19 protein-coding genes and 3 tRNA genes are annotated in these 26,210 nt (G+C 34.8%); 9 read left to right on the top strand and 13 right to left on the bottom strand.

Features of this window, described 5'->3' with window-relative positions; genetic code table 11:
- Window positions 1-60 precede the first annotated feature (60 nt).
- The 4 genes from SBO79_RS11065 (at window position 61) to SBO79_RS11050 (ending at window position 6,808) form a co-directional block, all read left to right on the top strand.
- A complete protein-coding gene (locus SBO79_RS11065; RefSeq protein ID WP_318640459.1) occupies window positions 61-3,795 on the top strand; it encodes an AAA family ATPase in 3,735 nt (1,244 codons plus the stop codon).
- Window positions 3,796-3,863: 68 nt separating this feature from the next.
- A complete protein-coding gene (locus tag SBO79_RS11060) occupies window positions 3,864-4,907 on the top strand; it encodes a flavin monoamine oxidase family protein (protein ID WP_318640458.1) in 1,044 nt (347 codons plus the stop codon).
- Window positions 4,908-5,014: 107 nt separating this feature from the next.
- Window positions 5,015-5,881, top strand: a complete 867-nt coding sequence (locus SBO79_RS11055; RefSeq protein ID WP_318640457.1) for an aldo/keto reductase — start codon at window positions 5,015-5,017, stop codon at window positions 5,879-5,881.
- Window positions 5,882-6,256: 375 nt separating this feature from the next.
- Window positions 6,257-6,808: a hypothetical protein gene (locus SBO79_RS11050; protein WP_318640456.1), complete on the top strand. Its 552-nt coding sequence runs from the start codon at window positions 6,257-6,259 to the stop codon at window positions 6,806-6,808.
- Window positions 6,809-6,911: 103 nt separating this feature from the next.
- Here the strand turns inward: SBO79_RS11050 and SBO79_RS11045 are convergent, their stop codons facing one another.
- Together SBO79_RS11045 and SBO79_RS11040 are read right to left on the bottom strand one after the other, a co-directional pair.
- On the bottom strand, window positions 6,912-8,030 hold the full coding sequence (locus SBO79_RS11045) for a sensor histidine kinase (protein ID WP_318640455.1): 1,119 nt from the start codon (window positions 8,028-8,030) through the stop codon (window positions 6,912-6,914).
- Between the two features lie 94 nt (window positions 8,031-8,124).
- On the bottom strand, window positions 8,125-8,934 hold the full coding sequence (locus SBO79_RS11040) for an alpha/beta fold hydrolase (RefSeq protein WP_318640454.1): 810 nt from the start codon (window positions 8,932-8,934) through the stop codon (window positions 8,125-8,127).
- 900 nt (window positions 8,935-9,834) lie between these two features.
- On the opposite strand from SBO79_RS11040, the gene SBO79_RS11035 reads away from it, so the two are divergent.
- The 3 genes from SBO79_RS11035 to SBO79_RS11025 all read left to right on the top strand — a co-directional run bounded on the left by SBO79_RS11035 (window position 9,835) and on the right by SBO79_RS11025 (window position 12,860).
- Window positions 9,835-10,305, top strand: a complete 471-nt coding sequence (locus SBO79_RS11035) for a hypothetical protein (RefSeq protein WP_318640453.1) — start codon at window positions 9,835-9,837, stop codon at window positions 10,303-10,305.
- A 480-nt stretch (window positions 10,306-10,785) separates the two neighbouring features.
- Complete coding sequence (locus SBO79_RS11030) at window positions 10,786-11,865, top strand: baeRF3 domain-containing protein (RefSeq protein WP_318640452.1); 1,080 nt, start codon at window positions 10,786-10,788, stop codon at window positions 11,863-11,865.
- A 587-nt stretch (window positions 11,866-12,452) separates the two neighbouring features.
- Complete coding sequence (locus tag SBO79_RS11025) at window positions 12,453-12,860, top strand: SPFH domain-containing protein (protein ID WP_318640451.1); 408 nt, start codon at window positions 12,453-12,455, stop codon at window positions 12,858-12,860.
- Window positions 12,861-13,249: 389 nt separating this feature from the next.
- On the opposite strand, the gene SBO79_RS11020 is transcribed toward SBO79_RS11025, so the two are convergent.
- The 5 genes from SBO79_RS11020 to SBO79_RS11000 form a co-directional block, all read right to left on the bottom strand.
- Window positions 13,250-13,864 carry a YqaA family protein gene (locus tag SBO79_RS11020; RefSeq protein ID WP_318640450.1) on the bottom strand — a complete coding sequence of 205 codons (615 nt, stop codon included), beginning with the start codon at window positions 13,862-13,864 and terminating at the stop codon, window positions 13,250-13,252.
- A gap of 4 nt (window positions 13,865-13,868) precedes the next feature.
- Window positions 13,869-14,498 carry a YqaA family protein gene (locus SBO79_RS11015; protein WP_318640449.1) on the bottom strand — a complete coding sequence of 210 codons (630 nt, stop codon included), beginning with the start codon at window positions 14,496-14,498 and terminating at the stop codon, window positions 13,869-13,871.
- Window positions 14,499-15,113: 615 nt separating this feature from the next.
- A tRNA-Arg gene (locus SBO79_RS11010) sits at window positions 15,114-15,187 on the bottom strand.
- Window positions 15,188-15,215: 28 nt separating this feature from the next.
- Window positions 15,216-15,293 (bottom strand) — tRNA-Pro (locus SBO79_RS11005).
- A 55-nt stretch (window positions 15,294-15,348) separates the two neighbouring features.
- Window positions 15,349-15,438: transfer RNA gene (locus SBO79_RS11000), tRNA-Ser, on the bottom strand.
- A 240-nt stretch (window positions 15,439-15,678) separates the two neighbouring features.
- Between SBO79_RS11000 and SBO79_RS10995 the strand changes: the two genes are divergently transcribed.
- Window positions 15,679-16,338: a M15 family metallopeptidase gene (locus SBO79_RS10995; RefSeq protein ID WP_318640448.1), complete on the top strand. Its 660-nt coding sequence runs from the start codon at window positions 15,679-15,681 to the stop codon at window positions 16,336-16,338.
- Here SBO79_RS10995 and SBO79_RS10990 read toward each other — a convergent pair.
- From SBO79_RS10990 to tsaD, 6 genes are read right to left on the bottom strand one after another with little or no spacing between them, the layout of a single operon-like run.
- Entirely contained in the window at window positions 16,335-16,904 is a 570-nt protein-coding gene (locus tag SBO79_RS10990) for a hypothetical protein (protein WP_318640447.1), read from the bottom strand. The genes SBO79_RS10995 and SBO79_RS10990 overlap by 4 nt on opposite strands.
- Window positions 16,904-18,088 (bottom strand): THUMP-like domain-containing protein, encoded by a 1,185-nt coding sequence (locus SBO79_RS10985; protein WP_318640446.1) that lies wholly within the window; start codon window positions 18,086-18,088, stop codon window positions 16,904-16,906. The genes SBO79_RS10990 and SBO79_RS10985 overlap by 1 nt, the downstream gene beginning before the upstream one ends.
- 3 nt (window positions 18,089-18,091) lie before the next feature.
- The gene (locus tag SBO79_RS10980; RefSeq protein WP_318640445.1) at window positions 18,092-19,180 is read right to left on the bottom strand and encodes an AI-2E family transporter; all 1,089 of its coding nucleotides are present in this window, start codon (window positions 19,178-19,180) and stop codon (window positions 18,092-18,094) included.
- A 4-nt stretch (window positions 19,181-19,184) separates the two neighbouring features.
- Window positions 19,185-19,826: a DUF4159 domain-containing protein gene (locus SBO79_RS10975; protein WP_318640444.1), complete on the bottom strand. Its 642-nt coding sequence runs from the start codon at window positions 19,824-19,826 to the stop codon at window positions 19,185-19,187.
- A gap of 7 nt (window positions 19,827-19,833) precedes the next feature.
- Window positions 19,834-20,538, bottom strand: a complete 705-nt coding sequence (locus SBO79_RS10970; protein WP_318640443.1) for a 16S rRNA (uracil(1498)-N(3))-methyltransferase — start codon at window positions 20,536-20,538, stop codon at window positions 19,834-19,836.
- A 1-nt stretch (window position 20,539) separates the two neighbouring features.
- A complete protein-coding gene (gene tsaD / locus SBO79_RS10965; protein ID WP_318640442.1) occupies window positions 20,540-21,562 on the bottom strand; it encodes a tRNA (adenosine(37)-N6)-threonylcarbamoyltransferase complex transferase subunit TsaD in 1,023 nt (340 codons plus the stop codon).
- Between tsaD and SBO79_RS10960 the strand changes: the two genes are divergently transcribed.
- Window positions 21,510-26,114: a translocation/assembly module TamB domain-containing protein gene (locus SBO79_RS10960; protein ID WP_318640441.1), complete on the top strand. Its 4,605-nt coding sequence runs from the start codon at window positions 21,510-21,512 to the stop codon at window positions 26,112-26,114. The two genes, tsaD and SBO79_RS10960, sit on opposite strands and share 53 nt — an antisense overlap.
- Window positions 26,115-26,210 lie beyond the last annotated feature (96 nt).

The raw sequence follows: 26,210 nt of genomic DNA, 5'->3' as shown, positions 1-26,210 counted from the left end.
TTGCGTAAGCAGAAAAATACTTATAAAGAATTAAATAATAAAAAAGACAATCAGTTCCAGATGAAAATAAACGCCATTCGAATTAAGAATTTAGCTTCTTTGGAAGGACTAACCGAAATTGACTTTACATCTGAACCTTTGGCATCAGCGGGAATATTTGCTATTACTGGCGCTACCGGCGCAGGAAAATCGACATTATTAGATGCTTTATGTTTGGCCCTTTACGGAAAAACTCCGCGCTATCTTCAAGCCAAAGAGATGGGAATCGAAATTTACGACGTGCAAGGAAGTACCATGAGTCAGGGCGATGTGAGAGGAATTTTACGTGACGGTACTGCCGATGGCTTTGCCGAAGTAGATTTCGTTGGAACTGACGGACAAAATTACCGCTCAACCTGGAGCGTACGTCGAGCTAGAAATAAAGCCGATGGCGGTTTGCAAGCCGATACTATAGCCTTGAAAAACATCTCTTCTGGACTCGATTTGCCAGGAAAAAAGGTTGAGACTTACAAGGAGATAGAGCGTTTGGTAGGATTAAATTTCGAACAATTTACACGTTCAGTCTTACTGGCACAAGGCGATTTTACTGCGTTTATGAAAGCCAATAAAGACGAGAAATCATCATTGCTAGAAAAACTAACAGGGACACACATATATTCAGAGATTTCCAAGAAAATTTTCGAAAAATATCGCAGCGAAGAACAAGTTCTTCGGGATTTAAATTTTCGTAGAGAGGGAATTATAACCCTAACAGATGAAGAAATTGACGCAATTAAGCAGGAACAATCTGTTTTGGAAATTCAGATTGACCAAATTAAGCTAGAAATTGATGCTCTTACAAAAGAAATTAATTGGCACGAGCAATATGCTGAATTAGAGAAAAATAAAGCTTTTGCAATAGAAATTTTGCAGAAAGCGACCGGTGCAGTTAGTGCTGCAGAAGTTCGAAAATTGAAACTTTATCAGGTAGAACAAGCACAAACGACTCGATCGTGGAATGATGCTTTACTTTACAATAAAAAGCAATTAAATGAACAGAAAACTATTTTAGAAAATCTTAAGGCGAAGATTTCATATTTAAATTCTCAAAAGAAATCATTGGATGCCCAATATGTAAAGGATCAAGAGAATTTGTTGACCGCGCTAAAAAATCAGAAAGAGGCGCTTCCTAATTTGGCTACAGCCAAAAAATTAGACACATTAATTCATGAACGTGAAATACAGAAGAAGGCAGCTCAAGAAGAATCTCAAAAAGCAAAAACAAATTTTGAAAATCACCAACAACAGTTAACCCAAAAAATTACCGAAATTGAGTTACTGGATTTATCCATTACAGCTATGCTTGATTGGCAAACGAAGCATATTTCCAAAAAATCAATTGCCGAAAATAAGGATTTAATTATTTCGAAATTCGCGGATGCTGAGAGATTACTTGCTAACACAATATCATCTTATGCCGATCAGAAAAATTTAAAAGAAAAGACTGCACTTTTAAAAGTAGAAATCGATTCGAAAACAGCCGATTATGAGAAAGATTTGCTGATTTATCAAAACGATAAAAAAAATTACGACGCTAAATTTAAAGAAGCACTGCTATTTCCCATAGAGAGATTAAGTTTAGAAAAAGATGCTGTTGATAGATCTCTAAACAACACTATAGAAGCGCAGGCTGAATGGAATGTCTTATATAATTTAAGCGTCGATTCTGATAAACTATGCGAAAAGAACAACAATGACCATATTGATCTATTTGAGAAAACGGACCTTCTAGAACAGTTAGAACGTCAAGTAGAAAGAGGTCGAATTGTGAAAGAAACTTCGGAGCAGTTACTACACAAAGCACGCTTGGCATCTGCAGAAAATGTGGAAACTCTGAGAAATTCCTTGGTAGATAATGAACCTTGTCCAGTATGCGGAAGTGAAGAACACCCATATGCTAGTCGAAATCCTCAACTCGAGAAAGTTCTCACATCGTTAGAGCAGCAATATCAAAATCACGAAAAAAACTATTTAGCGCAGTTTGGACAGAAAATTAGCTTGGAGAAGGAATGCGAAACAATACGTCAAACAATTTCGAGACAGGAAGCTGACATTATTGATAAAGACGTACTTCTCCAAAATAAAAAAAATCGATGGGCAGCCTTGAGTGTTTCAAAAGAATGTGAAGCGATAGAAGAGGATCTACTGTCAAATTGGTTTGTGGAAAGAAAACAGTATTTAGAAAGCAAACACATGGAATTACAGTTGCAAATTAATTCGCACACAATCACTCGTGCTCAACTTGAAAAAGATAAATCTGCCTTAGAATTATTAAAAGATTCTAATACAAAAAAAGATAATGATCTTAAAGAAATCAAAAGCAGCTTAGCGCTAAATGAAGAGCAACTGATCGGAATTTCAAAACAGTTGGATTCGGCAGAAAATGCTTTATTAGAAATACAGAATAGTCTTTCTATATATTTCGATACCAAAGATTGGATTCTAAATTGGAAAAAAGCTCCAGCGGAATTTGTGGCATCTATTAATCGTTTTTCTGAAGAATGGAAAGCAACTGCGGCAAAATTAGAATTAAGTAAAAACCAACATTCGATTGCAACTTCTACTTTGAGCCAATTGCAAGTACAGGCAAAAAGTTTAGAAGAGGATCTTTTGCAAAAGGCAGATTTGTATCAGATCCAGCTAGCATATTTTGAAAAATTGAAACAGGAACGTCAAGCGATTTTTGAAGGACAATCTGCCGAAGTAATGGAACTTAAGTTTCAAACTTCAGTTGAGGAATCACAGAAAATTGTTGAGAACTTAAAAACTTCGTTGGGTCAAAATAATATTGAATTGGCAGCTGCAACAGCACAGTTTAAAGAAATTACAAATAGCATTTCAAAATTGGAAAACGAATGTCAAAATACGAGTATAAAGATTCAGAATTGGTTAGAGGATTACAATCAAAAATCACAGCAGAATCTTACCATTGTAGAGTTGCATGAATTGCTCAACTTAAATTCTGATTGGATTGCAGGAGAACGTACTGCTCTAAATAAGGTAGAGAAGGAGCAGACAGAAGCAAGATCGATTCTACTAGAACGGACTCAAATAGTAGAAGGACATTTAATCAAAAGACCTTCAGAAAGACTACTTGATGAACTAAAAGAGATGATTCTTTCTGTGAAAACTCAATATGATAATTATAGTAAGGCGAAAGCTAGTATTGCTTATAAGCTTCAGGAAGATCAGTTGAATAAACAAAAAATCGGAAATCTGCTCAACGATATTTCGGCGCAGTTCGCTATCACAGATAATTGGAGTAAATTAAATGAAGTTATTGGATCTTCGGACGGAAAGAAATTTAGACAAATTGCTCAAGAGCATACTTTGGAAGTATTGCTAAGTTATGCCAACATACATTTGAAAATGCTAACCAATCGCTATAGAATAGAACGAATTCCAAATACCTTGGGATTGCAAGTGGTAGATTTGGATATGGGAGACGAAATCCGCACCGTATATTCACTTTCGGGCGGTGAATCATTCATGGTTTCATTGGCTTTGGCTCTTGGTTTAGCATCGTTATCTTCTAGCAAAATGAAGGTCGAATCGCTATTTATCGACGAAGGATTTGGTTCATTAGATCCAAATACTTTAAATATTGCAATGGACGCGCTAGAACGATTGCACAATCAGGGTCGGAAAGTAGGAGTAATTTCGCATGTTCAGGAAATGACCGAAAGAATTCCTGTTCAGATAAAAGTCAGCAAAAAAGCCAGCGGTAGGAGTAAAGTCGAAATTGTGGGTTATTAAAAAAAAAGGTGAGCCGTCACTCTAAACCAATCAAAATATAATAATTGTAATAAAAAGAATTCAAAATAATGATACTAATAATAGGAGCCGGATTATCTGGGCTCGTTACTGCTTTTCGCTTACAACAACGGGGAATTCCGTTTACAATCCTCGAAGCAAGATCTAGGATTGGAGGGAGAATTCATACGACATTCGGCAACGATGATTGTCCGACAGAGATGGGTGCGACCTGGTTTAATAGCTCGCACAGGCACCTTCGAGAACTTTTGGATGAGTTGAAGATAAATTATTTTGAACAGTTTATGACTGGAACAACATTCTATCAGCCTGATCCAAATTCTCCAGCTAAAGCTATCGAAATCCCGCAACAAGAGCCAAGCTACAGAATTGTAGGCGGAACATCTGCTTTAATAAATGCATTATATTCTAAGTTAGATTCTAAAAGCATTCTACTAAATCAGACCGTATCACGAATATTTTTCGAGAGAGATTCAGTGAAAGTTACTGCAAATCAGGATTTTGAAGGCTCGAAAGTGGTACTGGCACTTCCACCTAAATTATGGGCAAAAAAGATTCAGTTTGAACCTTCCTTACCGCATGAGTTATTTTCGGTAGCAAAAGGAACGCACACATGGATGGAAGATTCTATAAAAGTAGCGCTGCGCTATGAAAAACCTTTCTGGCTTGAAATGGGTCAGTCGGGAGCTTTTTTTAGCAATTCAGGACCAATCACCGAATTCTATGATCATTCAAATCATGAAAGGACAAAATACTCTCTCTGCGGTTTTATGAGTACAGCTTACAAGGATTTAACTGACGAAGATAGAAAGCACAATGTCTTAATGCAGCTTAAAAATACTTTTGGGGATGCAGCTCTAAGCTTCACTGACTACCAAGAATGTATTTGGAGCAAAGAGCAGTTTACATTTGCAAACTCAGATTCATTCCTTTTTCCACATCAAAATAATGGACATCCTATTTTTAGAAAATCATATTTTGATGATAGACTACTTATCTCAAGTGCCGAATCGGCTGAGGTATTTCCAGGTTATATGGATGGTGCTATTACCGCTGGAAATTTTGCAGCCAATATGATTTTTGAAGGATTATAGATTTGAATATTTTATAAAATAGCTAACAAAATATCTATTATAAATTTAATACCTTATCAGCTGTGAGATCAGGTATCAGTAAAATAACTTTATAACGTAAAAATAATATGAAAGATTTAGTTTTAAATGACGGTCATAAAATTCCCCTTGTAGGTTTCGGAACGTATAAATTACTAGGACAAGATGCTGTGCAATCTGTCGCCGATGCGTTAAAAAATGGATATCGCCTACTTGACACTGCCGCAGTTTATAAAAATGAAGAGGCAGTAGGCAAGGGTATAAAAGAAAGCGGCATTGACCGCAATGAAATATGCGTTACCACAAAACTGTGGAGAGAAAACCTTGGTTATAATCAGGCCAAAATAGCGTTTCAAGAATCGTTGGACAAATTAGGGTTGGATTATATCGATATGTACTTAATTCATTGGCCAGCAAATGCTAAAAATTATACCAACTGGCAAAAGGCAAATGCCGATGCTTGGCGCGCCATGGAAGAATTAAAAGCTGATGGTTTGATAAAATCAATTGGAGTAAGTAATTTTTGGCAAGAGCATTTGGATGCATTATTTCAGACTGCCAATAGTATTCCGGCTATGAATCAGATTGAATTTCATCCAGGATATTGGCAGCCCGAATTGACTGATTTTTGCAAACAAAAAGATATTGCAGTGCAGTCCTGGTCGCCGATGGCAAGAGGAAAAGTTTTTGGAAATGCAGTTTTAGAAAATATTGCGGCTAGACATAATAGGTCGGTTTCTCAGATTTGCCTTCGCTGGATTATTCAAAAAGAGGTGATTGTAATTCCAAAATCAACAGAGTTGAGTCGAATTAAAGAAAACATCAACATCTTTGATTTCAAATTATCCGCAGATGAAATGACGCAAATTGATACTCTTCCAGAGATGGGTTTTAGTGGCGAGCTGCCAAACGAATGGCCCGATCGAGCGGAATCGCCAAATAGCAATAATTTGTAAATTCACTGACTTTTTTTTGTAGTTAGTGTTTTTGCATCTAGAATTTTCTGGCTTTCGCCAAAAGACTTCAACTTACTATATGATGAAGTTTAAGTAAGACAGTTAGTTTTTTACCTCGAGTTCAGCAAGAAGGCGATTTGTCCTCGGTCGAAGCACGGCTTACCTACATTTGAAGAAGTCTAGATACAGTCTTCCCAAAATTTCCTTTTTTGCTTTTAAGGAGGTTATTAATTTTAAAAATATTATGAATTATAATTAATTTTTCTATATTTGATCTGCCTCATTTTGAATTTGATAGAATTGCTTTCTGCTCTAATTGATTTTAGCTCAGCTAAGTAAAACTTGCCGATAATCATACTTTAGAAAAAAGAAACTATGAAATCAATAATGAGCGCAGCCCTTATATTTTTTATTTGCACCGCAGTTTACGCGCAAGATGTTACCTTTAGAACCGAAAAAAAACAATATAAAATTGATGAAACCATAACATTAATTTTTGAAGTTAAAGCGACTGTAGATTCTGAAACACCTCTAAAAGGAACAAATTTTACTTTGATCGATGGCCCGAGAAAGAGGTTGGCAACAACTACAAATGATGGACAAACAAGTACTACTTTTACTTCCATCTACACTATAAAGGCTATCTCTCCGGGTATCGTTGAGGTAATTTCACCAATATTTCGCTTTAATAATCAGGAAAAGAGTGCAGGGCAATTTTCCATAAAAGTTACCAGCGATAAGCTCACAGAAACTGAAATTGATGAAATTAAATTTAATAAATTTAAGGAAAATGCCGCTAAGCAAAAAGATGTTATGAGATATGTGATATTTGAAGACTTAGGCTTTACTGAAAAATTTAATGGTTCTAAATGGGAATTTATTAAAAGATTATCCAAAGAAGAAATCAGCAGCTTATCAAAAGAATAAAAATATAATTACATCTAATTCCAAATTCTTCTAATTGAAGTAAACTTTGCTGAATAAATTCTCGAAATTTCTGTTTTACTGAATTAAGTTACCACAAACGAAATTAGATAATTGCTTTATATGGAAGAAAGATTGTAAATCCTGCACCTTTACCTGTAATGGATTTTGCTATTATTGTACCAAAGTGGAGTTCAACAACTCGTCGACAATATGCCAATCCTGGACTAACTTTATCAAATTGCTCGCCTCGCTGAAACACTTGAAATACTTTTGATGAGTCTGCATTAAATCCGATACCATTATCTGCAAATGTGATCTTTAAAAAATCTTCATATCGATACTTTTCGGATGATTCTATAAAAATATTACGCTTGACAAGGACCGTAGATATTTGTATGATACAAAATTCATTTTCAGAATTACAAAATCTGAGCGCATTTAAAAACAACTCAACAAACATAGTTTTTATCAGCACTTCATCGCCATAAATACTCTTACAGCCAATTTGATAATCAATTTTTACGGTCTCGCTAGCAATTCCCGAAAGAGTTAATGCTTCGTTAAGCAGTTTTTCAAAATCTATATTTTGCAGAACTATTTTACTGGTTTCCAGTTCGCCAAGACGCTGAAGACTCATAACCATGTCGCGCATATGTTGATTAAATGCGATTATTCTGTCCAGCTTTTCAGTTGCAGAAAGAGGTAAATCGGTATTTTGGCTTTTTATTAAATCAGCAAATAAAACCGATTTTCGCAATGGTTCCTGCAAGTCATGAGAAATTACTTTAAAAATTTCGAGATTCTGTCTGTGCAATGCTGCCGAAGTTCGGATCTGCAATTCCAATTCTCGTTGGTGCTCTTCAAGTTCTAATCGAATTTTTTGCAATTCCTCATTTTTTGAAAGTGCTTCTTCGGCAACATTCTTTGCGGTAAGCAATTCTTTTTCAAAGCGATTCCTATTAGAAATGATCATACCACTGCAATGGACCTCATCAATGTCGTGGTCTGTTTGTCTTTTAACGTTTAGAAGTATAGGATAATCTATTCCACCCTTTGATCGGAAAGTTAGAAAAATTTCCTTGGCAAATCCTTGCATTTTTATAAGTGGTACAAAGTGCGTCTGCAAAAATATTTTACTACCAACAGTCAAGAAATCTTCCAGTCGGACAACTGTACTAGTATCAAAAACTAGCTCTAAATCAGACTGCATAGTAGTATTCATTTTCTTAATCACACCGTCAAATGTAAAAGAAAATAGCCAGCTTGGCGTGATATCGTATATATCACGCCATTTCTGATCAACTGAGTTGTGCAGGCTAATAAACGGTCTGATTTAAAAACTTCTGAATAAGTGTGATAGTTTCTTCTGGATGACTCAAATGAGGACAATGTCCCGTAGCTTCCATTTTTTCGAACGTACTACCTTTAATCATTTGATGCGTGTATTCACCCACTGCATCTGGGGCGAGTGCATCATCTGAACATTGAAGAATTAAACAAGGCATTGTCAATTTTGACAAATCATCACGATTGTCTGAAAAAAATGTTACTTGAGCAAATTTTCTCGTAATCACTGGATCGGTAGAGCAGAAGCTTTCCTCAAGTTCCGCGGTAAGTTCTGGACGATCATGATTTTTCATTACTACCGGAGCCAAAAAGTTTGCCCAACCAATGTAGTTATTATCCATAACATCTAGAAGTCCTTCCAAATCTTCTTTTGAAAATCCGCCAATGTATCCCATGTCATTAACATAACGTGGCGAGGGACCAATAAAAATCATTGACGAAAATACATCTGGCTGATCAATCGCTGCCAGCAATCCAATCATAGAACTTACTGAGTGCCCAACAAAGATTACATCTTGTAGATGGAGTTCCTCACATATATCAAGTATGTCTTGTGCATACCCATTAAGTGAAGAATAACGCTCAGGATTATATGCCCCGTTATCCGATTTACCACATCCTACGTAATCAAAAAGAACAATTTTATATTGCTCTTGGAAGGCAGGAGTAACAAGTCGCCACATGTTTTGATCACAGCCAAAACCGTGGGCAAATAGCATAACTTGATCTCCTTGGCCAAAAACTTTAACATTATTTCTAAGTAATACCTCTTTGCTCATAGCTAATATTTGGGGGATAAATGTACAAATTTTTGTAATGTATTAATAAATTTTATTTTTAGTAAATGTTAAATATAGGTTCACTTCAAGAAGAATCTCAAGCTGAATGTTTTAGGCTTTCGCCAAAATTCTTTGCTTGACTAATTCCAATTAAAGATATTGAACTACGCTTCGTTGATAATCAATAAAATTTTAAAATTGCTGCGTTTAAAGCAATAATTAGCTTACACCTGAAGGTTTCAACTTTATATTTGTCTACTTTAAGTCCAGAGAATAGTATGTTTATTGCATCTTGTGAAGGAAGCGTATCTGTCTTAGGTCGATGATAAAAGTAGCAAGATATAGCATCATTGTTATTGAATTGTTAGTAAAAATTATAAATATTTTGTCTTAATTATTTGATTATTAGCATCTATAGACTTACATTAGTATTTGCAAGGACGGGACAGATAGTTACTTTAAATATTTAAAAGATTTATTTTATTTAAATAAGATTGGAATTGTCAAAGTCTACTAGCAGCAGAATTCCAGAAGCACCTATGGTTCCAAGTCCTAGATGAGATTTGATTATTCAGAAAGTGTTGTTCATTTTTTAACTGATTTTATAAAATAATTATCGATTTTGCGTGTATGAGAACGCAATCTGTAATTTAATCGCCCCCATTCCTACCACTATTCCCTCCTAAAATTATCGGACAAACTATATTGTTCATTTTATAATGATTCACTTTTAAATAATAGTCTGTGTTATTGAAGATGAGTCTTTGAATCCAAAGTGGGTAAGATAGGATTATTGTAAACATACTTTGCCAATAAAATGCGAAGTACAATTTGGGTAGGATTATGGCATTTAGAGTAAAAAAAAGAAAGGAGTATTGGTGGGATATAATATTTGGGGGTTTGATTACCTTCATTATTATGGCTGCTGTTGGATATATAATTCTGAAAATTCTCAATTTACTATTCTTAGAATATTATTATTATGTCATTTGTGTCCTTAGCATTCTTTATAGTCAGTGGAATGATGATAATTATAAATCTATTGCTACCGAGTTCTCCAAAGCTGGGAATTCAGAAATGATCTTGGAAACTTTAGATAGTTTAAACTGGAATTATAAAGTATATCCTACTGGAATTCAAGTAACTGATGATCATAATGGCTTAAAATTTCTGAATATATGCATTATTCCGAGTGAAAATACAGTGTACTATAATATTCAATATCACCCATTTGTACTATTGGGAAGAATGCCTTTCTTTTTTGGAATCCTTACAATTGCTCGTAGAAAGTTTTGTCGAAGTTTAACAACTAAAATTGCTAGGGACTTGCAGGCTGTGGAAAGATTTGAATGTAATAGATCTATTAATTAATGATTAATTTTCTCAAAACTTCCAGTTTTGGAGCACATCTATTATATTCTTCGATGTTTTACAAAATTGCTATCGATCCAAATGGAGTTAAAATACCCTTATAGTTAACCGGATGAAAAACAACTTCCTGCCTCTCTTTCACACTAACGTTTTTACGTTGATGGTTTTTTGGCGAAGGCCCATAAAACATGACCTGTGAATGTGCTGACTCATAAGGAAGAGAAAGTGATTAAGCACACATTAAAATCAGTAGGTAGTACATTAAGCAGATATAACTTACAATTACTTATAAAAATTAGGTTAATGTACTTATTATCACTATATTAAAAAATGAATGTCTGAGCACTTGACGATAGTAGCAATCGCTTGAATCTCTGCCACAAAATACCTAATTATTAACTTTGGCAATGACCTCACATTGAAAAGGGAAGATTTCCGAAAATTCGATAGAGTAGGAATTTATTTTATTTATTAAAAACTATGACATTATTAGAACAATTGCAGAAACTTGCAACGGAAAAAAATAGTCCTTGTGTAACTATCTCATTAAATACACATCGTACGCATCCGGATAATAAACTAGACGCAATCTTACTTAAAAACTTACTTGATGAGGCGAAAGATAGAATAAATGCCGAATCTGAAAAAAAAGATGTTGCAAAATTATTAGCTAATATTGAAAGTGTATCAGCTGAAATTGATCATAATCACAACTTAGATAGTCTACATATTTTTCTCTCAAATGACACAAAGGATATCATCAAGTCTGCATGGGCGACAAATAATCAAGGTGTTCAAATTTCAGAAACATTTGCACTTAGATCGCTGATAAAAGCGTATGTAAGAAGCGAGAATTATTTGATTCTGCTGCTTTCGCAAAGTGGTGTTCACTTATATCAAGCAGCCAATGATTCTATTGTAAAAGAAATTATAAATGACGACTTTCCATTTGGCGAAAACCGAAACTCAAATAAGAAAGGCATAAAGTTGAGTGATGCCGAATATCAAGATAATCTTTTGAAGGAGTATTTAAACAGAGTAGACAAGGCGGTTGTGAAAGTCTATAATGCGACAAATTTAAACTGCGTAGTAATTGCTGAGAATGATAATTGGAATAAACTTCAAGAAGTTGCCGATGTGCCTAAGGTTTACATAGGTCATGATGCAATTGATTATAACAACACGAAAACGCATGAAATTGCAATGAAATCTTGGAAGATTGTTCAAAAACAACAAAGAAACAAAAGATCAGAAGCTATAGCAGCAATTCAGGAAGCGGTTGCAAATGGTCAAGTGTTGACAGATTTGCAAGAAATCTACCAAGCTGCTATTGATGGACGTGGAGATATTTTGATTGTTAATCAAGAATTCTCACAAGCTGTAATTATGAATGATGAGCGAACTTTTACTTTGCTGGATAATGCCCAGAGTGATAATGCAATTGATGACATAACAAGTAATATCGCATGGGAAGTAATTTCAAAAAAGGGAATTGTGCACTTTACCGCCCAAGAAGAATTAGATAATTTAGGTAAAATTGTTCTCAAAACTAGATATTAATTACCATCAATATAATATAATAGACTTTAAAATTAGATGTCATTTTTTTAAAACCTCATTGACAGTTGGCTGTTAATGAGGTTTTTTAATTTTGCACTTTGTAAGCCAAATTCATAATGGAAAATTCTGATTATCTTACTGCATTTTTGTCAGAAGAGTGTTTAATATTCATACAATGAAAAGAGCTTAGAAAGCGCTGTTTTTTCACTGATCTGAATTAAAGGATAACTATTTTGACTAGCACCAAATAATTTATGAAAACAATTTCCCGCGCAAGGGATGGGAATGGCATCCTTTGCTGCCTGTAGAAAGTTCGATAATGAAAACTAAAATGTGTGGCAGCAAAGATATAATGGACAGCCCGACCTGAGCCAAACGCAAACTTCTATGGTAGGATAGGCAATCTGGCGATGGTTGCGCCCAAAAAAAGATGATAGGAATTTTAAAAACAATTTTATCTACAAAAGTCTTTCTAAGTTAAATTATAAGATTGAGGTTTAGATTTTGTTTCTTTGAGAATAGTAAGAAAATAACATTTTACAGGCCACGCCGAAAACTGATTAGAGTAGGCACTATTTACATTATATATGAAAAAATTAAGTTTATTTGCAGTTATTGCACTATCGTTTTCATTGACGTCTTGTTGGGAATTTAACCGCACTCAAAAATTTAAGGATGCCGAAAACAATGGAAAGTCGGTACTTATCGAGGCACAAAGTTCTCGAAAGGCGCTAATAGAAACTGCAAAAGCCGAAAATGAAAGCGCAACTTTGCAAGCAGAAGCTCGAATTAAAATTGCAAAGGCAGAAGCACAAGCGGAAATTGAAAGAGCCTATGGTATTGCGAAAGCCAACCAAATTATTGGCAACTCTTTGAAGGGGAACAGCGAATATTTAAAATATCTACAAATTGACGCCATTAAAAACAGCAGTGGTAGTAAGGTTTATATTCCAACAGAGGCAAATTTGCCAATATTAGAAGCGAGAACAAAATAGTCAAATAGCACTTTGAAATTATATGAACAGCCTGCGTGTTGTAGGCTATTTGTCTTTTGGACATTCAGAACTTTAACTTTCTAGTTTTTAGTAGTAATAGCAGTATAGATTGGCTTGAAAAAACTAGTAATGGCAAGAAAGGCTATACCGATCACTACTCTATATTCTGTCAAAACAGTATTTTTATAGAGGTCAGTGAGCGATAATATCAAGATAATTAGTGAAAAAATCCAGACGGCAATTAGTGTTATTAAAATTATTTTCTTGCTCAAATTATCAATTTTTGGTTTATAATAGTAATTTCGAAATCACCTCTAATAAACTGTTATCAAGAGGTTACTCAAACAATTTGCGCAATTTTTTTAAATTATTTCAAGTACTGCATATTCTTATACCGCAAACTTTATTAATGCAAAGCCGCCAATCAAAAAAATTGTAAATGCCAATGCCAGCATATTAAAATATTTATCTATAAAAGTTTTGATACTTGGGCCAAACTTCCAAATAAGCCATCCAATGATGAAGAAACGTGCACCACGACTGATAATTGATGCTACCATAAACATAGCAAAATTGATATCGAAAGCACCCGCACTAATCGTAAAAACTTTGTAAGGGATAGGAGTGAAGCCAGCGGTAAATATCACCCAGAAATCGTACTGTATAAAAAGATTTTTGATTGATTCGTAAAGTTCAACTGTAAATCCGGGTATATTATTGAAGAACATATTGGCAAATGGCGAAAAATCTCCACCAGCAGTTAACCACATCATGTTTCCAATTGCATAGCCAATTACAGCCCCCGAAACAGAGCCTAAAGTGCAAATTAGCGCATATCTAAAGGCTTTGTGCGATGCGCCTAGAGCCAAAGCAATTAATAGAATGTCTGGTGGAATTGGAAAAAAAATCGATTCGACAAACGCTAGAAAAAATAGAACCGTTGTTCCATATTTTGTTTCGGCCCAACTTAAAACCCAATTGTACAACTGCTGAATCCACTTCATTCTATTAGAAAATTTGAAAAATAATTAAGGCATAAATAACAAATCGCACATATCTAAATAATGCCCACACTAGATAATGTTTGAAATTATACTTGATAAGTCCGCACGCCAGACTCACTATTGAATGCGGCAATGGCAGCATTGCGCCAATAAACACAAAAACCCCACCCCAGCGGCGCAGATTTGTAATATGGCCGGCAATCTTATTTTCGATATGATTTTTTACAGCAGGAATCAGAAATAAGCGATTTCCAATAAAATAAGCGATAATTCCGCCAATATAGGACATTGTTGCCAATGCGAAAAGTAATGTCCAAGGGGTTGCCGATTTTGACGCCCAAGCAATAAAAATCTCGGGAGGTACAAGACCAAGAATAGTTTCGGATAGTAAAAAAAATGACAAAATAATACTAGGGGAGTAATTTGCGACAAGACTGTTAAGCAAACTATCAAAATCTAAGAAGAAGTATTCTAAAGTTATTAAAATTGCCCCAAATATCAAAATCGCAATTCCGCCCTTAATCGCGGTCGATTTTAAAAACGAGTAAAATTGCGTGATTTTATAGTAGCGGTTAAGAACAACTAATTTTTTAGTAACAGATTTTGCTGGGATCGTTCTAGTGCTTTGTTCCATACCATCAATAATTTTAAAAAAAAACATGCTTGTCAGAGTGACTTAACCAAGTGTAAGTCAAAGTCTATACCAATTTTAACGCTTCTGCATACTTTTTTTGATGCTGACCACTTTAAAGATTTTCAATCTATAAACAGAATTACTCTCCATTTAGTATTGCGAATTACAGAATTAGTAATTGTTTATGAGTGAACAGTTTTAATGGGTGCAAAAGTACGATTTAAACACGAAATTATTTGCCAAATCGCCTCGATGTTTTAAAGAAATTTGCATGACTGAAATTGGTAGTGCAATTTGTTCAAGATTACATTTTCGCTGTGTTTTTTCGGGAGCAGAAATAACATATTCTATCACCATTTGTCCCGCTGTCCTCTGTATCTTTTTCTTTTTTCGCATTTGCCACAGAGGGTAGGCGAAAAAGAAAAAGGATGCCGTTCCCATCGGGGCTATAATTCAAATTTTGAGCATTTAAGAACTGATGGTCAAGCCGAGTACTTACTAGTTGCTAGTGCTCTCGGTGAATTTAACAAAAAAAAATCGCAAAAGTAGTTGGCGGTATTACGATTAGTCTAAAAACACAAAACCCTCATAATCAAAAGATTACGAGGGTTTTTGTGAAGGCAGAAGGATTCGAACCTTCGACCGCCTGCTTAGAAGGCAGGTGCTCTATCCAGCTGAGCTATGCCTCCATTAGTTTTAAAACCTATGGAAAAGTTTTGGTCGGGGTGGCAGGATTCGAACCTGCGACCTCCTGCTCCCAAAGCAGGCGCGATAACCGGGCTACGCTACACCCCGAAAATGATTTCTAATAATATAATAAAATTCACGTCGAATTTATATTAGAAACAAGTGGCGGAGAGTAAGGGATTCGAACCCTTGGTACAGTTCCCCATACGCTTGTTTAGCAAACAAGTCCTTTCGGCCACTCAGGCAACTCTCCTGCTTTTCAGAAATTTCTCTCTTGCTAAGCGGTTGCAAATGTAGGGCACTACTTTATATATTACAAGTTTATCACAGCTTTTTTTTGATAAATTTTCGAAGTTTTTTCAAAGCTATTCAATATCAAAGCGATATGAAATTTTAATTTTTTTAAGAAACTTTAAATTTCTTTAATCAATCTTAAAACACATGGAAAAAGACTAACTTCGACCGATAAATTATTTCTATAAAATAATCTTTTATGTATTCAATTTCGAAATCTGCCGTCACTCTTATTCTAATTCTACTATCTACTGCAGCATTTGCGCAAGAAAAAGATTCGGATTTATGTGAAATGACGTCAAAAAAGGTTAACGATACAACATTTGTGAATCTTAAAGATTTTACTGATAAGTTTATCTACGACCTAAAATATGCCACTGCAGATAATTTTCTAAAAGAAGTAGTCTACGATTGTGCGGAGTGCTATCTTCGATTAAAAACCGTTAAAGCTCTTCTCATTGCGTCAGAATTGGTGGCGAAAGATGGTTACAAAATTAAATTATTTGATTGTTACCGTTCACTCGATGTGCAAAAGAAAATGTGGAAAATTGTCAACAATCCTAGCTACGTCGCTAATCCAAAGACAGGCTCCGTTCATAACCGAGGGAAAGCGGTCGATTTGACACTTGTAGATAGCGACGGAAACGAACTCGATATGGGAACTGCCTTTGACTCTTTCAGTCCAAAGGCTGGGCATAATTACAAACGGCTTTCCAATAAGATTTTGAAAAACCGTTTATATTTAAAAAACAAAATGATCGAAAGTGGATTTGCACCGCTTTCTTCAGAATGGTGGCACTATAATTTGGATGATAAATTAATTGACGATGTCGCAAACTTTAACTGGAACTGCGATTAGAGTTTCAAGCAAGTAAGCAGCCGCTGAAAATAGGATTCAGGTTCGTACGAAAGTCCGTCAAGCTCTGACTTTAAAGCTGATTTAATTATATAATTGGTGTTGGAAGATGCATATTTTACTCTAATAAAATTAATCGGGGATTTTTTTAAATCTTCAAATGAGCCTTTGGTAAAATAGAAATTTGCGGATAAAACTCTGTTACTATATCCGTCTTCTGATCGTATTCCAGTTCCACAATCACCCGCATCGGCATAAACCATCGTTACTACCTTTCCATTTTGTAGTTGCAAGTATAGTTTTGAACCGCTATTGAAGCAATCGGCTACCATAAAACTTTTACTTTTTCGAATATGCTGAAAATTTAAAGTTGGTGTGCCATCTGTAATTGCTAGCGAAAAATACAGATAGCTCTTATCTTCACCAAAATTTTTTTCATATACCAAATATGGTTTGGTGGATTGATATGTTCCAATCGAATCAGTGACGTTAGCCGAAATTTCGCAAGGATCTTGAGCGAAAACTAGAGAGGTAAGGAAAAAAGACAAAAATACTAAAAGCTGTTTCATTATAAAATTGGAGTTTTGCTGCAAATTAAAATTATTTTTTCATTATTCATGTTTGTGGTAAAGAAACAATAGGAGTTTCCACCATCTTTCAATTTCAATCTTTTTCGTAATTCTTCGACGGTTAAGGGGAAATTGCGAGTTGTAATATTGGCTTTTTTCAAAGCAGAAACTTTTGAGATTCCCAATTTGTTGTATTCTAACACTTCATCCACCCTAAAACCTCGACCTGGAAATTTTAGCAAATTTTCAGAGGTATAAAGATGTGAGTTCTGATGTAGTTTGGGCAAATTTAGCTGATTACTTAATTGATTGTACTCACCCGATTTCATAATCGCCGAATTGGGTTCATAAATATATTGCTTCGGTAGTGAGAAGTACGGCAGACTATCTAAATTTAGAATAAATTCAACCTTCTGACAGTCAACTTTTGTAAAATTTACACAAATAACCTTTGGTGTGCCATTAAACCCATTTTCTATCAAAAATAATATTTCCTTCATCTCGTTATTGACGGCGACCAGATGAATTTCTTTCACGTACTTGAGCTCAAGCATCGCCGCTGTAATATCCAAAATTGGCGCAGTCTTTATTAGAATCGTATTGCTATAAGATAAATAAAGCGGCAGTAGTTCACTAACGTTTGGAGAGCAGTCTGCAAGCATAAAAACCTTTCCTTTAGTTTCGTTCCGGCGGGAAGGATCGACATAAATGCAGTCCCATTTCTGATCGAAATTTTTAAGCAACTGAGTGCTATCGCCAATCGTACACTGAATATTATTAGCGTTAAGCATCTTAAAATTGTGGGCGACAACTGCGGATAATTCCTCTTGCATTTCGCAATGAACAACTTTATCAAACTTCTGCGAAAAGTAGAAATCGTCAACTCCAAAACCTCCCGAAAGATCTATTAAAGAATCCCCCGAAACCAAAGACGATTTATATTCTGCAGTAATTTCTGAAGATGTTTGCTCGACCGAAATCTTTGATGGATAGAGAATGTTTCTGGTAGAATACCAAGTAGGAAGCTTATCCTTTGCTTTAGCTTTCGCGGCAATCTGATTGAGAATTTCTTTGAAATCTTCTCCCTCAAATGGATTCTTGGACAGTGCCATCGTACTGATATCCGAAGTTAAATTACTATTTATATACTCCTGAATGGCAGGATTTAATAATTGTAAACTCAAAACTTAAATGTCTTTGGTTAGCAACCGTACTAAAGTATTCTCTGGAAAAAATTCCTTTCCAATGACCTTCAAAATTGTATAAACCGGAACTGCCACAATCATTCCTAAAATACCAGACATAAAGCCTGCAATCAATATTACTAAAAATATTTCAAGAGGATGCGATTTTACACTATTTGAAAATATCATAGGAGATGAAAAATTATTATCTATCACCTGCACTAGCGAAAATCCGATTAAAACATATATCGTGGTTGGCAAAATATCCGATGAAAAGTCGCCTCCTAAATTGCTTAACATCGTTAATAAAGCTGCAATAATACTAGCCAAAAGTGGCCCTACATACGGGATAATATTCAGCACGGCACATAGAAATGCAATCACTACGGCATTTTCTACATCAAATATAAATAATACAATCATATATAGAACAAAGATCACACTTAGCTGCATTAATAGGCCAATAAAGTATCGAGAAAGCAAATGATTGATTTTTTCTAATGAATTTAAAATCTTTTCTTCATGACTGTCCGGGAGCAACTTTCGAGCACCTCTTTCAAAAAGCATCCTATCCTTTAAAAAGAAAAATGTTATGAAGAAAATTGAAGCTAATGCCATTCCTAAATTTCCTAGAATTCCTAAAAAACTGTTAAAAAATGCAGGTATAAACGCAAAACTTAGTGAGGAAGTGATGTCAGATTCTTTGATTAATTTCTGCGAATCAATATTATGACTTTCTAAAAAAGTTAGAAATTGATTATACAATGTTATCAAATTTTGTTCAATTTGCGCAGCATTTAAAACCGCTAAATTTTGTCCTTGCGAAATAATTAGTGGTACAAACATCATAATAAATCCCGCCATAATTAGCACAAATAATAACAAAACCGCTGCTGACGCTAAAGTGTTGGGAAATTTAAATCTTCTTTTAAGAAATCGCAGAATTGGACTTCCTAATAGCGTGAGTATTAAGGCTACCAAAAGGTAAATTAATACTGCCTTTATCATGTAAAGTAAATATAATATAATAGCAAAAGCGACCAATATTCCCACCGCTTTTACCAAACCTATTGCAATAGTATTTGATCTCATAATTTTAATTATTAAAAATATAATAGATAATATTTGCACCCATCTTTAGTGCTTTCTCTCGTAGTTCAGCAGGATCATTATTCACTTCGGGATCTTCCCAACCATCGCCTAAATCTGTTTCGTAGGTATATAGTAAAACCATTCTACCATCAATAAAAACTCCAAATGCTTGCGGCGCTTTGCCGTCATGCTCGTGAATTTTTGGCAATCCGCGAGGAAATGAATTAGGCTTTTGAAAAATTGCATGAGTGGATGGAACTTCAATCAGCGCATGTTGTGGAAATAATTTTTTAATTTCTCTGCGAATGTACTTATCCATTCCATAATTATCGTCAACATGCAAAAATCCACCTCCTAGAAGATAACTTCTTAAGTTTTGAATATCACTTTCGGTAAATACAACATTTCCATGTCCAGTTAGATGAACGTAAGGATATAAAAAAATTTCGGAACTAGATGGCGTGACCGTAACAGGTTTAGATTTGAGAGTCGTTTTTATATTTTGATTGCAATACTTAATAAGATTTGGTAGTGATGTGGGATTTGCATACCAATCGCCGCCGCCGCCATATTTTAATAAAGCAATTTCCTGCCCCTTAGAGGTAAGAAAACACAGAAACATTAAAATCGTAACTAATTTTTTCATTTTCATTTTATTCATTGCAAAATGCGACACATGTGCAGGCAACAATTGCGGCGGTTTCCGTCCTTAATCTTGTTTGTCCTAGCGATACGGGCATGAAACCATTTTCAAGCGAAATCTTTATTTCATTAGGAGAAAAATCGCCTTCTGGACCAATTAAAATTACAATTTTACCGTCAGGTTTGATGCTTTCCTTTAAAGTATTCTTCTTGCCATCTTCGCAATGAGCTATAAAAATTTGTCCTGTGTGCTTTTGCTTTAAAAAATCTTTTAACAAAATTGCCTCATTGACAATTGGAGAATAATATTGCAAAGATTGCTTACTCGCAGACTGCACTATCTTTTGAAATCTTTCCAATTTAATATTTTTTCTTTCTGAATGATCACAGATTATGGGAGTAATTTCATCTACGCCAATTTCAGTAGCTTTTTCTAAAAACCATTCGTAACGGTCATTCATTTTTGTGGGAGCAACGGCCAGATGTAGGTATTGTTTTCTCCTTTCAAAATGCTCAACGTTAACGATTTTTACCTGGCATTTATTTTCCGAGGCCAAAACAACTTCGGTAGTAAATAAATCTCCTATTCCGTTGGTAACAAATAACTTGTCTCCATCCGATTTACGTAAAACTTTAACTATATGTTTGCTCTCCTCGCGATCAAATGTGAATCCCAAATCATGTTTGCTCAAAGAAGAATTGTAAAATAATTGCATATTAAAATGTGGTTCTAGATTTTGAAACTACTGAAGCATTCTCAAAATCATTTTCTAAATATTTATGATATCCTACGATGCCAATCATCGCGGCATTGTCTGTTGTGTATTCAAATTTTGGAATAAAAGTCTTCCATCCTAACTCTTTTCGAGCGTTTATTAAGGCCAATCTAATACCGCTATTTGCCGAAACACCGCCACCGATTGCAATGCTGTTTATGCCAGTCTGAGCAACCGCAAGTTTCAATTTGTCCATCAAAATTGTTACAATTGTGTGTTGTACAGAAGCGCAAATATCATTGATATTATTGGCAATAAAATTTGGATTTTCTTTTACTTGCTTTTGAACAAAATATAAAATTTGAGTCTTTAAACCTGAAAAACTAAAATCGAGACCGTCTATTCTTGGTTTTGTAAATTGGTATGCTTTGCAATTTCCTAATTGAGCATACTTATCAATCAACGGTCCACCAGGGTAGGGAAGACCTAAAATTTTAGCAGTTTTATCAAAAGCTTCCCCCACCGCATCATCTGTTGTGGTGCCAATTACTTTCATGTCAAAATAATCAGTAACCTGAACAATTTGGGTGTGACCACCACTAATTGTAAGGGCTAAAAATGGAAAATCCGGTTTTTCCATTGAATCCTCATCAATAAAATGTGCCAAAATATGTGCTTGCATATGGTTAACTGCAATTAACGGAATTCCAAGTGCAAACGCCATTGATTTGGCAAATGAACTACCAACTAGAAGAGACCCCATCAATCCAGGACCTTGAGTAAATGCAATTGCAGAAAGTTGCTCTCTAGAAATTCCCGCCTTTTTGAGTGCAACATCTACCACTGGAACAATGTTTTGTTGATGCGCTCTGGAAGCTAATTCTGGTACGACACCACCATATTGCTGATGAATCAGCTGATTTGCGACAACATTTGATAGTACTTTATCGTTTTCCATCACAGACGCTGCTGTGTCGTCACAAGAACTTTCAATTGCTAGAATAAAAACTACCGAATCAGGCATAAATGCTTGGTTTTTTGAATTATATTTGGACAAATTTAAAACATTAATAAGTATCAAAAAATTTAAAAAAATAGTATTACGTTCACTACTCGGACTTATTCTACTTTTATTGGTACTCGCTATCGCGATTTCACTACCCGCAGTGCAAACAAAACTAGCGCAATATCTAACTGAAAAGCTTAATCAGGACTTTAAAACAGATATTAATGTTGAGCGAATAAAGGTAACGATTTTTGGTACCGTAAAATTACAGCAAGTATTTATTCGAGATCATCACCAAGATACTTTGATTTATGCTAAGAAAATTCAGACCAATATTTTAAGTTTTAAAAAACTTTATAATGGTGATTTATTTTTTGGAGATATTCGAGCAGATGGATTACTTCTAAATATGAAAATCTATAAAGACGAAAAAGACTCGAATCTAGATCTCTTTATCGCTGCATTTGATACCGAGCCTACAGGCGATCCATCAAAAAAGTTTCTGCTTACCGCAAAAAATGTTTATCTTACTAACAGTCGCTTCGTACTGATAGATAACAACCTCGAAGTGCCCAAAAGTGTTGATTTTACTAGAATTGACGCGACAATGAATAGGCTAAAAGTTCACGGTCCTGATGTCACGATGTTTATTAATAGAATGGGATTTCGGGATTTTAGAGGGTTGTATGTGAGCGATTTCACTACAGATTTCACCTACACTAAATCAAATATCTTACTCAACAAACTAAAATTCTTTACCGAAGATTCCAACTTTGATGGGGATGTCGCCTTACGCTATATTCGTACGGATTTTGCCGATTTTAATAACAAAGTTAAATTTGACATCGCAATAAACAACGCTTCAATAGCCACCAATGATATCGCATATTTTTACAAAGAACTTGGAGCAGATAGAAAATTTGATATTGTAGCGGATATAAAGGGAACTTTAAATGACTTTAGCGTCAAGAACCTGCAACTGCGAGAAGGTGCCGTTTCGGAAATTGTAGGAGATGTAAACTTCAAAAATCTATTTGGACAGACTGGGCAAGACTTTTATATGAAAGGTTCATTTGATAGAGTTATTTCAGATTATAAAAATTTAACTGATCTACTTCCTAACATTCTTGGTAAGAAATTGCCATCAACTCTTGCTAAAATTGGACGTTTTAATGTTCGGGGTGATGCCGAAATAACTACGACTTATATTAATGCGGATATTTATATGAGCACTGCTCTAGGAAATGTGCAGTCTAATCTCAAAATGAATAACATCAACAATATTGATAATGCATCCTATTCAGGCAATATAATTTTAGAAAATGTCGATCTTGGAAAAGTTCTTGACAGGACAGATATTGGCAGAGTTACACTTAATGTAGATGTAGATGGGAAAGGATTTACTGAGCAATATCTTGACACTAAATTCACTGGAGATATTTATAGCCTGCGCTACAATGATTATAATTATAAAAATATTATCGTCAACGGAAATTATAAGAAGCCTGTTTTTACCGGAGAGTTTTTTATAAATGATCCTAACTTGTTTATGGACTTTGATGGTGCTGTAAATCTCGGTCGAAGGGATATGATGTTTGATTTTCACACTAAAATCGATTATGCCAATCTTACCAAATTGAATTTTGTGAAGGGTGATTCAATTGCAATTATTAAAGGTGATGTTAATATGAATGTCATTGGTAACACAATTGACGATATGCAGGGTACAATCAATATTTCTGAAGCCTCTTATCAAAATAACTATGACACTTTTCTATTCAATGATTTTGTTATCGAATCTTTTTTCGAAGCAAATAAAGTGCGAACTATTACAATAAACTCCCCAGATATAATTTCGGGGAAAATGGTTGGAAAATATGAATTTGGTCAACTCCGCAAAATGGTCGAAAATTCATTAGGAAGTTTGTATGCCAACTACGTTCCTAATAAAGTTAAAAAAGGGCAGTTTCTAAATTTCAATTTTACTATTTATAATAAAATTATTGAACTTTTTAATCCCGGAATCTCACTCTCTACCAATACAACTGTGGATGGAAGTATAAATTCTGACAACGATGATTTTAAATTAAATTTTAATTCACCAAAGATTGATCTTTTTGATAATATAATTGATCAGGTCTCCTTAAAGATTGATAACAAAAATCCACTTTATAATGCCTATATCGCAATTGATAGTATAAAAACATCTCGTTATAAGATAGCTGATTTTCAGTTGCTAAATGTCACCGCTAGAGACACGCTATTTGTACGAACAGAATTTAAAGGAGGAGATCAAGAACAAGATTATTATAATCTGAATTTATATCATACAATTGATAAAGCTAAAAACAGTATAATTGGTTTCGCAAAAAGTGAAATGAAATTCAAGGATTATTTGTGGTATCTCAACGAAAATGACAATGAACACAACAAGATAGTTTTTGATAAAGCTTTAAAGGATTTTGCTTTGGATAATATTGTTTTGTCGCACGAAAATCAGCAGGTGGTTTTAGATGGAACCCTGTCGGGGACAACTAAGAAAGATCTAAATCTGACCTTCCAAGATATAGATTTGTATAGGATAACGCCCGAATTGAGTAACCTAAAAGTTGAAGGTAGTCTAAATGGTGAAATTAACTTTATCCAAAATAAGGACGTTTTCAAGCCCACCTCGTCGTTAAGTATTGACAGTCTAAAAATAAACGATATTGCTTTAGGAAGAATGCTTCTCGATGTTAGCGGCGATAAAACCTTCCAAAAGTTTTATGTAAAATCTACGATTGATAATGATTTTGTGCAGTCATTTAAGGCTGATGGAAGTTTTGAGGTAAAAGATTCAAAAACTTCAGCGGATATAGATTTGCGTTTTGCCGAATTTAATTTAGGAATATTGAGTTCGCTAGGAGGCGAGGTCATTACAGATATTAGAGGTTTAGTCTCGGGTACTGCTAGAATAGAAGGTAATCTTGACGATCCCGAAATAAATGGTCGATTATTTCTAGATGATGCAGGTTTAACAATTCCATATTTGAATGTAAATTATGAACTCGACAAAAAGTCAATCGTTGATGTTACTGAATCTTCGTTTATTATTCGAAATTCTATTATAAAAGATACAAAATACAATACCGTAGGGTTCTTAAATGGTAGAGTAAGACATAATAAATTTGACGATTGGAAATTAGATTTAGAAATTAAATCTAGTAGATTATTAGCATTAGATACCGGTGATAGTGATGATGCAGCGTATTACGGAACAGCATTTATTGATGGAGTGGCAACCATTTCGGGTCCTACTAACGCATTATTTATTAAAGTAAATGCTAAATCTGAAAAAGGTACAAATTTCAAAATTCCTATAAATAATTCAGAAGCAGTAGGGTCAAATAGTTATATTCATTTCCTGTCTCCACAAGAAAAATACAATAACGATCACGGTATTGTCGTAACCAACAGAGACTACAATGGACTTGAATTAGAATTTGATTTTGATATAACGCCAGATGCAGAAGTTGAAGTGATTTTGGATAAAAACACAGGACACGGAATCCGTGGAAAAGGGTTTGGCTCACTATTATTTAAGATTAATACTTTAGGGAAATTTAATATGTGGGGAGATTTCCAAGCGTATGAAGGTGTGTACAATTTTAAATACGGTGGACTAATTGACAAGAAGTTTAATGTTAAAAAAGGCGGTTCGATTGTTTGGGAAGGCGATCCGATGCGGGCGGTACTAAACCTTGAGGCTGTATACAAGACCACCGCAAATCCAGCTGTTTTATTAGAAAATGCCTCCTTCAACAAAAAAATTCCAGTGGAAGTGTTGGTGGGCATTCGAGGTAGCTTAAGCAATCCCGAGCCCGATTTCCAAATTGAGTTTCCAACTGTAAGTTCGGTTCTAAAATCAGAAATAGAATATAAATTAAACGATAGAGATACGCGACAAACTCAAGCTTTATACCTGCTTTCGAGCGGTGGTTTTTTGAGTCCAGAAGGCGTAAGTCAGTCAGATTTTGCTGGTAACTTCTTTGAGCGTGCGAGTGGATTATTCAATGATATTTTTCAAGACGAAGAAGGAAAATTCGTAGTGGGCATTGATTATGTCTCCGCCGACAAACGACCGGGAATAGAAACGGATGGTCGCTTTGGTTTTGCTGTCTCTACCCATTTAAATGATAGGATTAGTATCAACGGAAAAGTAGGGGTTCCCGTAGGCGGAATTAACGAAACTGCCATAGTAGGCGATGTGGAAATTTTGTATAGAGTAAATGCAGATGGATCAATGAATCTGCGGGTATTTAACAGAGAAAATGACATTAGCTATATAGGAGAAGGAATTGCTTATACGCAGGGAATTGGTATCACATACGAAGTTGATTTTAATACTTTTAAACAACTGGTAAATAAAATTTTCAAAAATATCAAGCTCGAACAAGCTCCAACTACCGTAGATGATATACAGGATTCAGAAATCAATCCAGATTACATCAACTTTAGTACTGATAAGAAGAAAAAGAAAAAAGCAGATACAGTAAAACCCAACCACGAATCGCGCCCGCCCGAAGAATAAGATAATTGCTTCGGTAATTTTAGAATTATTAAACTTTTTAGTAGTAATATTACATTAGCACTTTACTGTAGCATTAAGATGTTTAGTAAATTTACA

It is taken from the genome of Flavobacterium ardleyense (assembly GCF_033547075.1).
In the GTDB taxonomy this organism is placed as follows: Bacteria; Bacteroidota; Bacteroidia; order Flavobacteriales; family Flavobacteriaceae; genus Flavobacterium; species Flavobacterium ardleyense_A.
This window is presented reverse-complemented; position numbering and strand designations above follow the sequence as displayed.